Source organism: Stutzerimonas stutzeri (genome assembly GCF_018138085.1).
GTDB lineage: Bacteria > Pseudomonadota > Gammaproteobacteria > Pseudomonadales > Pseudomonadaceae > Stutzerimonas > Stutzerimonas stutzeri_AI.
Genome location: NZ_CP073105.1, coordinates 465,779 through 478,316 on the forward strand (window position 1 = coordinate 465,779; position 12,538 = coordinate 478,316).

Here is a 12,538-nt window from a genome sequence, read left to right on the forward strand (position 1 = left end):
CAGCTGCTGTCGGCGGGCCGTGCAGCTGCACGTTTCGGGCGTGTGTAGGTGGTATCAGGCCGGGGCCGTTTCCGAAAGGATGGTCAGCAGGCCTTGCGCATGCTCGGCAGCGTCGCGGCCGAGGCTGGTCAGATAGCCGCCGTCGGGTTGACTGGTCAGGCCTTTGGCGTACAAGCGCTGCGCAGCGGCGACCGCTGCTTGGCCGGCATCCTTGTGCACCTTCAAGCCTTCAAGGGCGTTGTCGAGGCTGAACAGGCTGAGGATTTCCAGCTCGGCTACCAATTCTGGGGTGTATGACATGTCTGCTCCTCGGGTGGTGGGCCTTGGCCCTGTCTGCGAAGTGTAGATGCTGCGCAAGCGCCTGCCGTGGCCGAAGCTATTGCGGTAGATCGGGAAGGTTGCGCAGCATCGCTTCGTAGCGTTCGCTGTCGAAGGACCGATCCTGCTCGAGCATCTGGCGAATCTCGTCAGCCAGCACCAGGGCCATCAGCTTGACGATTTCGTCGCGCTCGTAGCCGACCAGCGTGAGCTTGTTCAGGGTTGCCTGCGCGGCGGCGGGTTCGCCGGCCTCAAGCTGGTTTTCGATCGCCTGGATCAGGGTTTCTTCGGCGAACGTCTCGTCGTCTTCGGAAATGGCGTCGTTCATGGGGTGGTTCTCGTCAGGAAAAAACTCGATGGCCTGTTTCGGCGAGTCCCGGCAAGCTGGCGCTGGCAACGACGGCTGTCCGAACGCTTCGCTTGCGGCGGTTTCTATTTCTACTATGGACTATCAAGAGCGCGACGACAGCAATGATTACTCTGTACTGCCTTGAAAACGGCGTGTTGGTGCGACGCGTTGCGCAGACCACGCAGGCGTTGCCGGAAAACGTGCTATGGGTCGACCTGCTGTCGCCCGATCTGCAGGAAGAACGTTTCATCGAAGCGGAGCTGGGGCTGGACATCCCGACCCGCGAGGAACTGGCGGAGATCGAGGATTCGTCGCGGTTCTACGATGAGGACGGGGCTATTTTCATGACCACGACCGTGGTGATGGGGATTGCCGACCGTCGCCCGGAGAACGCGGAGGTGACCTTCGTCCTGACCAAGCGGCGGCTGGTGACGGTTCGCTACAGTGAGCTCAGTGCCTTTCGCCAGTTCGAAGCCAAGCGCTTGCGACAGCCATCGACCTATTCGTCCAGCCACCAGGTCTTCCTCGCGTTGGCCGACGCGGTGGTCGATCGAATCGCCGATGTGCTGGAAAGCGTCCAGGCCGAACTGCAGACGCTGTCCCGGCGCATATTCGATGAGCGCAAGGAGCATCGCCGCGACCTGCAACAGATCATTCAGCAGCTCGGGCAACACCGCTCGTTGCTGTCGCAACTGGGCGAAAGCCTATTCAGCGCGAATCGCTTGATCGCCTTCTACCGGCTGCATGCCGGCGAACCCAAGCAGGGCGTTGCCAAGGGCCTGCTCAAGGCCTTGGAGCGCGACGTGCGTTCGCTGGGCGAGCACCAGGCGCGGCTGCTTGGTGATATCGCTTTCCTGCTCGACGCCACGCTGGGGCTGATCAACATCGAGCAGAACGCCATCATCAAGGTGTTCTCCATCGCCGCCGTGCTGTTTCTGCCGCCCACCCTGGTGGGTACGGTATATGGCATGAACTTCGAGCACATGCCGGAGCTCGGCTGGTCGTTCGGCTATCCGATGGCGCTGGGCATGATGGTGGTCTCGGCGATCATCCCCTACGCCTGGTTCAAGTTTCGCGACTGGCTGTGATCAGCCGTAGAAGAACAGGATCACGCAAAACACGCCGAGCAGCGCCCAGACGCTGCCGAAGATGATTGGCGTGCGCAGGGAAAACATCAGCGTGCGCTTGTAACGTTCGCCGCCGGCCGGGCTGTTGCCTTCGCCGAATAATGCCGAGTCGCGGTTGGGCAGCAGACCGACCTGTCCCTCGGTTTGCAGCAGCTCGCCCTGCTTGTGATGCCAGCGCTCGATGATGTCGTAGCTGGCGCGGATGCCCGGTATCGCATGTACGGAGGTGATCAGCCCGAGCATCGCCAGCACCGTCGGCACGACCAGCCGAAACAGGCTGCCCCAGTCCTGGTTGGTGTTGGCCATTGAAGACGCGAAGGCAATGATCAGAAACGACTGGGAAGACAGATAGCCGCTGGTGCGGCTGGCCAGGAGGGTCGATTCGAAATGGATTTCCGATCGATAGAAATTCAGCCGCTCCTTGGGCGAGTCGAAGACTTCGGCGCCCTGGGTGTCCTGATTCAGGAGTAGGGTTTTCAGGTCGGGCATGCTAAGGCTCTGCAAAACGTCTCATATGTAGGCGTCCACAGGTCCGATGAGGCCGGCAAGCCGGCCACAGAGGAGGCGTTCATGCGAGTAGGTTTTATCGGGCTGGGTGCGATGGGTGAAGGTATGGCGGCGAACCTGGTACGGGCGGGTCACGAGCTGATGGTCTGGAACCGCTCGCGGGCGCCGGTGGACAGGTTGATCGGGCTTGGAGCAAGGGCGGCCGAGGAGCCCGCCGAAGCGCTGGATGCCGAGGTGCTGGTGAGCATGCTGGCCGACGATGCGGTGACCCGTACGGTATTGCTCGACAGCGGGGCGCTGGCGTCGGCTCGCCCGGGCTTGATCCATCTGAGCATGGCCACGCTATCAGTCGCCTTTGTCGACGAGTTGCTGGCGCGCCACGTCGAGGCTGGGGTGAGTTACATCGCCGCGCCGGTGTTCGGCCGAGCCGATGTGGCCGCCGCCGGCAAGCTGAACATACTGGCCGCCGGCCCGGAAGAAGAGATAGACCGTGTACGGCCGTTGTTGGAGGTGATGGGACAAGCCATCTGGCCACTCGGCAGTGATCCGCGGCGCGCGCATGTGGTCAAGATCGCCGGCAATTTCATGCTTGCCAGCGCCATCGAGACCATGGGCGAGGCGGCTGCGCTGGCGCAGGGATATGGGGTCGAGGCGGGCGAGTTGCTGAACATCATGACCAGCACGCTGTTCGCAGCGCCGGCGTACAAGAACTACGGCGCGATGATCGCCGAACGGCGTTTCGAACCGGCGGCATTCAAGCTCACGCTCGGGCTCAAGGACGTCCGACTCGCGCTGGCGGCCGGCGAGGCACGGCAGGTGCCGCTGCCCTTCGCCAGCGTGCTGCGCGACAACCTGCTCGAGGCAGTGGCGCAGGGCGAGGGCGACAAGGACTGGTCGGCATTGGGCGGCCGCGCCTTCAAGCGCGCAGGACAGGCATAGTCGGGCAATGCGCTCGGGGCAAGGCTACTCGGCGAGCGCCTGCAGCGCCGCGCCAGCCACGCGGAAGGTCGTCCATTCGTCCTGCGGCAATGCGCCTAGCGAGCGGTAGAACTGGATGGCCGGCTCGTTCCAGTCGAGTACTGCCCATTCGAAGCGCCCACAGCCCTTGCTCACGGCAATGCGCGCCAGGTACTTGAGCAGCGCTTTGCCGGCGCCGGTGCCGCGCGCCTCGGGCGTCACATAGAGATCTTCCAGGTACAGGCCGTTGCGGCCCAGCCAGGTCGAGTAGTTGAAGAAGTACACCGCATAGCCGATCGGCTCGCCGCCGCGCTCGCAGATCAGCCCGTGAGCGGTGCTGTCGTCGGCGAACAGGCTGTTCTCGATGCCGGCGGCGTCGGTCTTGACCTCGTGCTCGGCTTTTTCGTAGATCGCAAGATCGGTGATGAAGCGCAGGATCAACGCGGCGTCATCGCGTGTGGCGGGGCGGATGGTCAGGGACATGAGGGCTCCAAAAAAGGTCACCGGCGCCGTGGGAGCGGTCTCGACCGCGAACGTGCCTGTGCACCTCTTCGCGGTCAAGACTGTTCCCACAGCTCCCATAAGGGGAGTACGCAACGCTGTTAGCGGCTCGCCAGCAGCTCGCGGCCGCGCTGGACGGCAGCGCGGACCTGATTCGGTGCGGTGCCGCCGATATGGTCACGCGCATTCACCGAGCCTTCCAAGGTCAGCACGGCGAAGACGTCGTCGTCGATCTGGTCGCTGAACTGGCGTAGTTCCTCGAGGCTCATCTCGGCCAGGTCCTTGCCGGTTTGCACTCCATATTTCACCGCATGGCCGACGATCTCATGGCAGTCGCGGAACGGCAGCCCCTTGCGCACCAGGTAGTCGGCCAGATCCGTTGCAGTGGAGAAGCCGCGCAATGCGGCTTCGCGCATGATTTCGCGTTTGGGCTTGATCGCCGGCACCATGTCGGCAAAGGCGCGCAGCGAGTCGCGCAGCGTGTCGGCGGCGTCGAACAGCGGTTCCTTGTCCTCCTGGTTGTCCTTGTTGTAGGCGAGCGGCTGGCCCTTCATCAGCACCAGCAGGCCGCTCAGTGCGCCAAACACGCGACCGGTCTTGCCGCGCACCAGCTCCGGCACGTCGGGGTTCTTTTTCTGCGGCATGATCGAGGAGCCGGTGCAGAAGCGGTCCGGCAGATCGATGAACTGGAACTGCGCGCTGGTCCAGAGCACCAGCTCTTCGGAGAAGCGCGACAGGTGCATCATCGCCACCGAGGCGGCGGCGCAGAATTCGATGGCGAAGTCGCGATCCGAGACGCCATCCAGCGAGTTGCCGGAGATGGCTTCGAAGCCCAGCAGTTCGCAGGTGATCTCGCGTTGGATCGGATAGGTGGTGCCGGCCAGCGCGGCCGAGCCCAGCGGCATGCGGTTGGTGCGCTTGCGGCAGTCGACCAGGCGCTCATAGTCACGGCTGAGCATCTCGAACCAGGCCAGCAGGTGATGGCCGAAGGTGACCGGCTGCGCGGTCTGCAGATGGGTGAAGCCAGGCATGATGGTGTCCGCTTCCGTCTCGGCCAACCCCAGTAGGCCCTGTTGCAGGCGGGTGATCTCGCCGAGGATGGTGTCGATCTCGTCGCGCAGCCACAGGCGGATGTCGGTGGCGACCTGATCGTTGCGCGAGCGACCGGTATGCAGCTTCTTGCCTGTGACGCCGATGCGGTCGGTCAGGCGCGCTTCGATGTTCATGTGCACGTCTTCCAGATCGACGCGCCAGTCGAAGGTGCCGGCTTCAATTTCGCTCTGGATATCCTTCAGATTGGCGATGATCTGCTCACGTTCGTCTGCATTCAGCACGCCGGCTTTTTCCAGCATGGTGGCGTGGGCGATCGAGCCCATGATGTCGTGACGGTAGAGGCGCTTGTCGAACTCGACGGAGGCGGTGAATCGGGCGACGAAGGCGTCGACGGGCTCGCTGAAACGGCCGCCCCAGGACTGGTTGGTCTTGTCGGTGCTCATGAATGCGCTCGCAGAAATCGGATGGACAAAATGGAGTGCGGATAATAACAGGCTTGCGCCCCCCGTCCGCGCTCGTCCGTGAGGACTTGCACGCGTGTCGCCACCCGGCTTTGTGCCTGTTGGCTATGCTTGCTGCGACACGAGCGTTCGGCTTTGCCCGGGATAAGCTGGTTGGCAGGGGCGGGCACCAGGCGAAACATCCGCACGGGGTGCGGGGTAGCGAAGTGGCGACCGTTGCTCATCTCGATCCGGCGCCGAACCGATAGACTGACGCCTTTGGGCGGCATCGCCGGCCCGTTGAATTAATCCGGTCTTCCGTTCGGGGGCGCGACAGTCAATCCATGCCAAGAGAAACGAACAATCGCACGCGCCCCGCGACGCCTGCCGACGACTTCTTCGTGCCGGAGCTGTGCCAGCCGGAGGCGCTGCTCGGCCTGGTGCTGCTCGCCGAGTTGCTGGTGCTGGTACTGGTGCTGGCGGAACCGATGCAGCCCGGTTTCAACTGGATGCGCCTGGCGCTGACGTCCTTGTTCGTCCAGTGGGTGATGCTGCTTTCGGCAGGGCTGACCTGCCAGCTGCGTCCGCTGTTGGCGCGGCTTAAGCCCTGGCTGGCCGGCCTGGTCTGCTGCGCAATGGTGGTCGGGCTGACGCTGGCCTGCACCGCGGTGGCCGATATCTACCAGCTGGGCGGGCCATTGACGCGGGTCGGCGAGGTCAATCTGTACCTGCGGCATGCGCTGATCAGCCTGATCATGTCGGGCCTGTTGCTGCGCTATTTCTACCTGCAAAGCCAGTGGCGACGTCAGGAGCAGGCGGAGCTGAAGGCACGCATCGAGTCGTTGCAGGCACGTATTCGCCCGCATTTCCTGTTCAACAGTCTCAACAGCATTGCCAGCCTGGTGGTGACCGATCCGATCAAGGCCGAGCAGGCGGTGCTGGATCTGTCCGACCTGTTCCGTGCCAGTCTGGCGCGTCCCGGTAGCCTGGTGTCCTGGCGTGACGAGCTGGACCTGTCGCGTCGCTACCTGTCGATCGAACATTACCGGCTGGGCGAACGGCTACAGGTCGAGTGGCAGGTCGATAATGTCCCGGATGACCTGCCGATTCCTCAGCTGACCTTGCAGCCCTTGCTGGAAAATGCGCTTATCCATGGAATCCAGCCGCGGATCGAGGGTGGCGTGATCAGCGTGGCCGCGCATTATGCCGATGGGGTGTTTCATCTGGAGGTCAGCAACCCTTTCGACGAAAGCGCTCAAACGCTTTCTCCACGGGGCACACAGCAGGCGCTGCACAATATAGACGCACGACTAACGGCACTTTTCGGTCCCGCAGCGAGTCTCAGCGTGAAGCGGCATAACGCCCGTTACTACACCTGTCTACGCTATCCGTGTGCGACATAGAAGCAGGAAGCCAGAACTATATGAATGTGCTGATTGTCGATGACGAACCTCTAGCCCGCGAGCGCCTCAGCCGACTGGTAGGTGATCTTGACGGCTATCGTGTCCTGGAACCTTCCGCCTCCAACGGCGAGGAGGCGCTGTCCCTGATCGAGGAGCAGCGTCCCGATATCGTGTTGCTGGATATCCGTATGCCAGGCCTCGATGGTCTTCAGGTCGCTGCCAAGCTGTGCGAGCGCGATGCGCCCCCAGCCGTGATCTTTTGCACCGCCCACGATGAATTTGCACTGGATGCGTTCCAGGTCAGTGCTGTGGGTTACCTGGTCAAACCAGTGCGTCCCGAGCACCTGGCCGAGGCTTTGAAGAAAGCCGAGCGCCCGAATCGCGTACAGCTTGCTGCGCTGACTCGTCCCGCGGCGGTTTCCGGGACCGGGCCGCGCAGCCATATCAGTGCCCGGACCCGCAAGGGCATCGAGCTGATCCCGCTGCCCCAGGTCATCTATTTCATCGCCGACCACAAGTACGTCACCCTGCGTCACGAGGGGGGTGAGGTGCTGCTGGATGAGCCGCTCAAGGCCCTGGAAGACGAATTCGGCGACCGTTTCGTGCGTATCCATCGCAATGCGCTGGTGTATCGCGACCGCATCGAGCGGCTGCAGCGCACCCCGCTGGGCCATTTTCAATTGTTCCTCAAGGGGCTCGAGGGCGAACCGCTGACAGTGAGCCGGCGGCATGTGGCCGGGGTCCGCAAGTTGATGCAGAATCTTTAAAAGAGGCGGCAGGCAGAAACGGCGACAGGCGGCAGGCGGATAGAGCGTTTGACGTTGCTTTGGCGCCGCCGCGTACACTGAGAAGCCTGAAGCCTGAAGCCTGAAGCCTGAAGCCTGAAGCCTGAAGCCTGAAGCCTGAAGCCTGAAGCCTGAAGCCGCTTTCCTTGATTCGCGCCAACCCGATCGCGGTGCCCGGCCTGTTATCATCGCCGGCAGTTCATTTGTCTGGATTTGCTCATGTCCCGCGAAATTCGCATCGCCACCCGCAAGAGTGCCCTGGCCCTGTGGCAGGCCGAATACGTCAAGGCGCGCCTGGAAGCCGCACATCCCGAAGTGACGGTCAGTCTGGTGCCGATGGTCAGTCGTGGTGACAAGCTGCTCGATGCACCGCTGGCCAAGATCGGTGGCAAAGGTTTGTTCGTCAAGGAACTGGAAACCGCGTTGCTCGAGCGCGAGGCGGACATCGCCGTGCATTCCATGAAGGACGTGCCGATGGAGTTCCCCGAAGGACTCGGCCTGTATTGCATCTGCGAGCGGGAAGATCCGCGCGATGCTTTCGTTTCCAACCAATACCCGACGCTCGACGCATTGCCGGCCGGAGCGGTGGTCGGTACGTCCAGTCTGCGCCGCCAGGCCCAGTTGCTGGCACGTCGGCCGGATCTGAAAATCCAGTTCCTGCGCGGCAACGTCAACACGCGGCTGGCCAAGCTCGACGCCGGCGACTACGACGCGATCATCCTCGCCGCCGCCGGGCTGATCCGGCTTGGCTTCGGCGAGCGCATCCGTTCTAGCATCAGCGTCGAGGAAAGCCTGCCGGCAGGGGGGCAGGGCGCCGTAGGTATCGAATGCCGGACCGCTGATAGCGAACTGCACCAGTTGCTGCAATGCATGAACGATCCGCAAACGGCAGTGCGAGTCAGTGCCGAGCGTGCGCTGAACCGCCACCTGAACGGCGGCTGTCAGGTGCCGATTGCCTGCTATGCGGTCCTCGAAGACGATCAGCTGTGGCTGCGCGGGTTGGTCGGGCAGCCTGACGGGTCGCTGTTGCTGCGTGCCGATGACCGTGCGCCGGCCAGCGAAGCAGAAACGCTCGGCGTGCGCGTCGCGGATGCATTGCTGGCGCAAGGCGCCGCCAGGATCCTCCAGGATGTCTATGGCGAGGCCGGTAAGGCGTGAGTGGCTGGCGTCTGCTGCTGACGCGTCCGTCTGAAGAGTGTGGCGCTCTGGCTGCGGCGCTTGCCGAGGCGAACGTCCACAGCGCCAGCCTGCCATTGCTCGCTATCGAACCCCTTGCTGAAACGACCGAGCAACGCGCGACGATGCTTGAGCTGCACCGTTACTGCGCGGTGGTGGTCGTCAGCAAGCCTGCCGCCAGATTGGGGCTGGAACTGCTGGCGCGTCACCGGCCGCAACCCCCTGCCGGCCAGGCCTGGTTCAGTGTTGGTGCCGCGACGGGCATGATTTTGAAAAGCTACGGCCTGGATGTCAGTTGGCCGGCTGCCGGTGACGATAGCGAGGCGCTGCTGGCGTTGCCACGCCTCGCCGAGGCGCTCGACGTACCGACGCCCAGGGTATTGCTGTTGCGTGGCGAAGGCGGGCGCGAGCTGATCGCTGAGACACTTCGCCAGCGCGGCGCCCAGGTCGAAAGCCTGGCGCTCTACCGCCGTTATCTGCCCCAATACCCCTCGGGAACGCTGGTCGAGACGCTACGCTCGGAACGGCTGAACGCGGTGGTGGTCAGCAGTGGGCAGGGTTTGCAGTCATTGCATGAGTTGGCTGGACCCGACTGGCCGGCGCTGTGTGAACTACCCTTGTTCGTACCCAGCCCTCGGGTGGCCGAGATGGCCGCGACCCTGGGCGCCAAAATAATAGTGGACTGTCGCGGTGCCGGAGCCGCGGCGTTGCTGGCGGCTCTGCGGGAGTATCCCGAGCCCGCCTCCTGACGCAAAGGATGGAAACGTGAGCGAAGTAGAATCCGATAAGGCAGCGCAGCACCCCAAGGAAAACGAGCCAGCCGGCCCGCAAAAGCCGAACACGCAAGGCACTGCGAAAGACTCCAAAGCGCCACCGAAGATGCCGCCTCCGAAGGCTTCGGTTGCGGCCACGACCGACTCGCGTGGCAGCGGCAAGGGACTGGCCGGGCTGGCGCTGCTGGTTGGTTTGGCCGGGCTGGCGGCCGGCGGTTACAGCGTTTGGCAAACCCAGCAGTTGACCGAGCAGGAGCGTCAACAGCTCGAGTCGACACAGGCGACACGCGAGCAGGCACGCCAGGTGGACCAACGCAGCCAGGAGCTGGCCAATCGTCTCGGACGCCTGGAACAGTTGCCCTCGGCCGAACAGCTGGAAGACCGGCGACGCCTTTTGTCCGAACTGCAGAGCGACCAGCAACGACTCGCGGGACGGGTCGAACAGGTGCTGGGCGCCAGTCGTGAGCAATGGCGACTGGCTGAGGCCGAGCATCTCCTGCGGATGGCGATGCTGCGTCTGTCAGCCATGCAAGACGTGAACAGCGCAAAATCGCTGCTTGTCGAAGCCGACCTGATCCTGCGCAAGCAGGACGATCCGAGCGCCTACGGATCCAGGCAGAAACTGCTGGAGGGCCTCGAGGCCTTGCGCAGTTTGCCGGAGCTGGATCGGACCGGATTGTTTCTGCAACTGGGCGCGCTTCGCGGCCAGGCCAACCAACTCCATGGTCTGGCACCTGAGTTCCAGAACGGTCCGGGCCAACCGGATGCGCAAGACGAAAGCAGCTGGCGCCGTTGGCTGAACGAACTGACGCGCTACGTACGTATCGACTTCAACGCAGGTCGCGATGTCAAACCCTTGCTCGCCGGCCAGAGCCTCGCTCAGCTGCGGTTGGCCTTGTCGCTGGCCATCGAGCAGGCGCAGTGGGCCGTACTCAACGGCAACCAGGACGTCTATCGGCAGTCGCTCGATCAGGCTGCTCGTTTGATCGAGGACCACTTCAGCGAAGAGAACGGTCAGAGCCGCGGCCTGCGCGATCGCATCGAACAGCTCGCGAAGCAGCAGGTTTCGGTCAACCTGCCGGACCTGACGCCCGCCCTGAAGGCCATGCAAGCCTATGTGCAGTCGCGCGAATCCGCCGATCAGGGCGCACCCGCCAGCGCTGCCGATGGCTCCCGCGCTGAGCCGGACGGCAAGGCTGAGCAGCCGGCCGAAACCGAGCCGTCTACCGAAGAGGGGCTGCGCACATGAAGCGGCTGGCCATTGTCATCGTCCTGCTGCTGGCGGTCGTCGGCTTTCTTGGTTGGGCTGTCTACCAGGATGCCGGCTATGTCCTGATCAGTTATGACCGCTTTCGCTACGAGTCCAGCTTCTGGATCTTCCTTGGGCTGGTCGCCTGTCTCTGGCTGCTGAGCATGCTGGTTCACCGGTTGCTCGGCTTGCTGCATGCCTCCGGGGCGTTGGTCAATCCCTGGTCGCGGCGGCACCGCGCACGGCGTGTGGCCAAGGCCTCCCGATCGGGGCTGCGGGAGCTGGCCGAAGGCCAATGGAGCCAGGCGCTCGGTCATCTGCGCACCGCCGCGGAGCACGATCGCCAGCCCTTGGTGCATTACCTCGGCGCTGCGCGAGCGGCTAGCGAGCTGGGGGAATACGAGCAAAGCGACGAATTGCTGCGCAAGGCCCGCGAACGCGAGCCCGAGGCCGGCCTGGCGGTCGGTCTGACGCAGGCCCAGTTGCAGATCGCACGCGGCCAGTACGTCGAGGCGCGTGAGTCGCTGTCGGCGCTGCACAACGAGCATCCGCGCCACCCCTATGTATTGACGCTGCTGCAGCAGCTCTACGTGCAGTTGCAGGACTGGCCCGCACTCTGCCGGCTGTTGCCGGAACTGCGCAAACATCGCGTGTTGCCACCGGCGCGGCTGGACGAGCTCGAGTTGCTGGCCTGGACCGCTGCGCTGGAGCAGGCTGCTACCCGTGACGATACGCAGCAGGCGCTGCAACAATGCTGGCAAACGGTACCCAGCAAACTGCGCAGCGAGCCGTTGCTGGTACGCGCCTATGCCGATGGCTTGGGGCGTTCGGGCGCGGAGGAGAAGGCCGAGGAGGTCCTGTATGCCGCGCTCAAACGTCAGTTCGACGATCGTCTGGTCGAGCGTTACGGCCGCGTTCGCGGGCGTGAGCCGGCACGCCAGTTGGCAAATGCGGAGGGCTGGCTGAAGGCGCATCCCGAGAACGCTCAACTGTTGCTTGCGCTTGGCCGCCTGAGCCTGCGCAACGAGTTCTGGGGCAAGTCGCGCGACTACCTGGAAGCCAGTCTGAGGCTGGAACATCGGGCCGAGACCTGTGCCGAGCTGGCGCGCCTGCTGTCGCAGTTGGGTGATAAGGAACGCAGCAATCGGCTGTTCCAGGAAGGCCTCGGGCTACTCGATCAACCCATCAGCCAGCCGCTGCCGGTCGTAAGCAACGCCTAGCGGTCCAGGCGCTACGGGACGTGACGTCGATCCCGTAGCGCCTGCAGCGACCTTTCGTATGGCTTGCAGCCCATCGCGCGCAGCACTACCGTAGCGAACTTTTCTTCTCTGCGGAGTCACCATGAACCTCGCCAGCCCACGTTCGCTGTTCTTTCTGGCTTTCATCGGCTGCGCGCTGATGATGGCCGCTGCGCTGTACCTCGAGCATGTCGTTGGGCTGGCGCCCTGTCCGCTATGTATCGTCCAGCGTATCTGTGTGATCGGCTTCGGGCTGGTCTGCCTGGTCGCCGCGCTGCATGGGCCGAGCAAAACCGGTCGCCGCGTCTATTCGGTCCTGGCGTTACTGTTCGCGGTCGCGGGCGGTGGCACGGCCATACGCCAGATCTGGTTGCAGAACATGCCGGCCGACCAGCTGCCAAGCTGCCTGCCCAGCCTCGAATACATGATGGATGCGCTGCCGTTCCAGGAGATCGCCCGCTTGGTGCTTCACGGCACGGCCGAATGCGCCGAAGTCAGCTGGACGCTGCTGGGCATGAGCATTCCGGAGTGGACCTTGCTCGCGTTCATCGCCATGGTGGTGTTCTGCGTGTGGCAGATACTGCGCCGCGATTGAGGCATTTTGTCAGGGCGAACGAATGATCGCTGCGGTTGGTGGTCAATGATCCAGAACGAAGCGGCGG

General features: G+C 63.6%; 13 protein-coding genes and 1 pseudogene. 9 read left to right on the top strand and 5 right to left on the bottom strand.

Annotation, left to right across the window (positions count from 1 at the left end; genetic code table 11):
* Nucleotides 1–54: 54 nt before the first annotated feature.
* Both KCX70_RS02260 and KCX70_RS02265 read right to left on the bottom strand, forming a co-directional pair.
* A complete protein-coding gene (locus tag KCX70_RS02260) occupies nt 55–300 on the bottom strand; it encodes a TIGR02647 family protein (protein WP_102851614.1) in 246 nt (81 codons plus the stop codon).
* A gap of 76 nt (nt 301–376) precedes the next feature.
* Nucleotides 377–658, bottom strand: a pseudogene (locus tag KCX70_RS02265) (hypothetical protein); the annotation flags it as partial.
* 131 nt (nt 659–789) lie between these two features.
* Between KCX70_RS02265 and KCX70_RS02270 the strand changes: the two are divergent.
* Nucleotides 790–1,755 carry a magnesium transporter CorA family protein gene (locus KCX70_RS02270; protein ID WP_102851612.1) on the top strand — a complete coding sequence of 322 codons (966 nt, stop codon included), beginning with the start codon at nt 790–792 and terminating at the stop codon, nt 1,753–1,755.
* Here KCX70_RS02270 and KCX70_RS02275 read toward each other — a convergent pair whose 3' ends face one another.
* Nucleotides 1,756–2,283: a hypothetical protein gene (locus tag KCX70_RS02275; RefSeq protein WP_212619154.1), complete on the bottom strand. Its 528-nt coding sequence runs from the start codon at nt 2,281–2,283 to the stop codon at nt 1,756–1,758.
* Between the two features lie 81 nt (nt 2,284–2,364).
* On the opposite strand from KCX70_RS02275, the gene KCX70_RS02280 reads away from it, so the two are divergent.
* On the top strand, nt 2,365–3,240 hold the full coding sequence (locus tag KCX70_RS02280) for an NAD(P)-dependent oxidoreductase (protein ID WP_212619155.1): 876 nt from the start codon (nt 2,365–2,367) through the stop codon (nt 3,238–3,240).
* Nucleotides 3,241–3,264: 24 nt separating this feature from the next.
* Here the strand turns inward: KCX70_RS02280 and KCX70_RS02285 are convergent, their stop codons facing one another.
* Both KCX70_RS02285 and argH read right to left on the bottom strand, forming a co-directional pair.
* Nucleotides 3,265–3,741, bottom strand: coding sequence for a GNAT family N-acetyltransferase (locus tag KCX70_RS02285; protein WP_212619156.1), 477 nt, complete (start codon nt 3,739–3,741; stop codon nt 3,265–3,267).
* A 119-nt stretch (nt 3,742–3,860) separates the two neighbouring features.
* Entirely contained in the window at nt 3,861–5,255 is a 1,395-nt protein-coding gene (gene argH / locus KCX70_RS02290; protein WP_212619157.1) for an argininosuccinate lyase, read from the bottom strand.
* A gap of 341 nt (nt 5,256–5,596) precedes the next feature.
* Between argH and KCX70_RS02295 the strand changes: the two genes are divergently transcribed.
* The 7 genes from KCX70_RS02295 (at nt 5,597) to KCX70_RS02325 (ending at nt 12,471) form a co-directional block, all read left to right on the top strand.
* The gene (locus tag KCX70_RS02295; protein WP_212619158.1) at nt 5,597–6,655 is read left to right on the top strand and encodes a sensor histidine kinase; all 1,059 of its coding nucleotides are present in this window, start codon (nt 5,597–5,599) and stop codon (nt 6,653–6,655) included.
* Between the two features lie 20 nt (nt 6,656–6,675).
* Nucleotides 6,676–7,422 (top strand): LytR/AlgR family response regulator transcription factor, encoded by a 747-nt coding sequence (locus KCX70_RS02300; protein ID WP_102851606.1) that lies wholly within the window; start codon nt 6,676–6,678, stop codon nt 7,420–7,422.
* Between the two features lie 237 nt (nt 7,423–7,659).
* On the top strand, nt 7,660–8,598 hold the full coding sequence (hemC, locus tag KCX70_RS02305; protein ID WP_102851604.1) for a hydroxymethylbilane synthase: 939 nt from the start codon (nt 7,660–7,662) through the stop codon (nt 8,596–8,598).
* Nucleotides 8,595–9,365 carry a uroporphyrinogen-III synthase gene (locus KCX70_RS02310; RefSeq protein ID WP_212619159.1) on the top strand — a complete coding sequence of 257 codons (771 nt, stop codon included), beginning with the start codon at nt 8,595–8,597 and terminating at the stop codon, nt 9,363–9,365. Before hemC ends, KCX70_RS02310 begins: the two co-directional genes overlap by 4 nt.
* A 16-nt stretch (nt 9,366–9,381) precedes the next feature.
* The gene (locus KCX70_RS02315) at nt 9,382–10,638 is read left to right on the top strand and encodes a uroporphyrinogen-III C-methyltransferase (RefSeq protein ID WP_392603258.1); all 1,257 of its coding nucleotides are present in this window, start codon (nt 9,382–9,384) and stop codon (nt 10,636–10,638) included.
* Complete coding sequence (locus KCX70_RS02320; protein WP_212619160.1) at nt 10,635–11,858, top strand: heme biosynthesis HemY N-terminal domain-containing protein; 1,224 nt, start codon at nt 10,635–10,637, stop codon at nt 11,856–11,858. The genes KCX70_RS02315 and KCX70_RS02320 overlap by 4 nt, the downstream gene beginning before the upstream one ends.
* Nucleotides 11,859–11,979: 121 nt before the next feature.
* The gene (locus KCX70_RS02325) at nt 11,980–12,471 is read left to right on the top strand and encodes a disulfide bond formation protein B (RefSeq protein WP_102851601.1); all 492 of its coding nucleotides are present in this window, start codon (nt 11,980–11,982) and stop codon (nt 12,469–12,471) included.
* Nucleotides 12,472–12,538 lie beyond the last annotated feature (67 nt).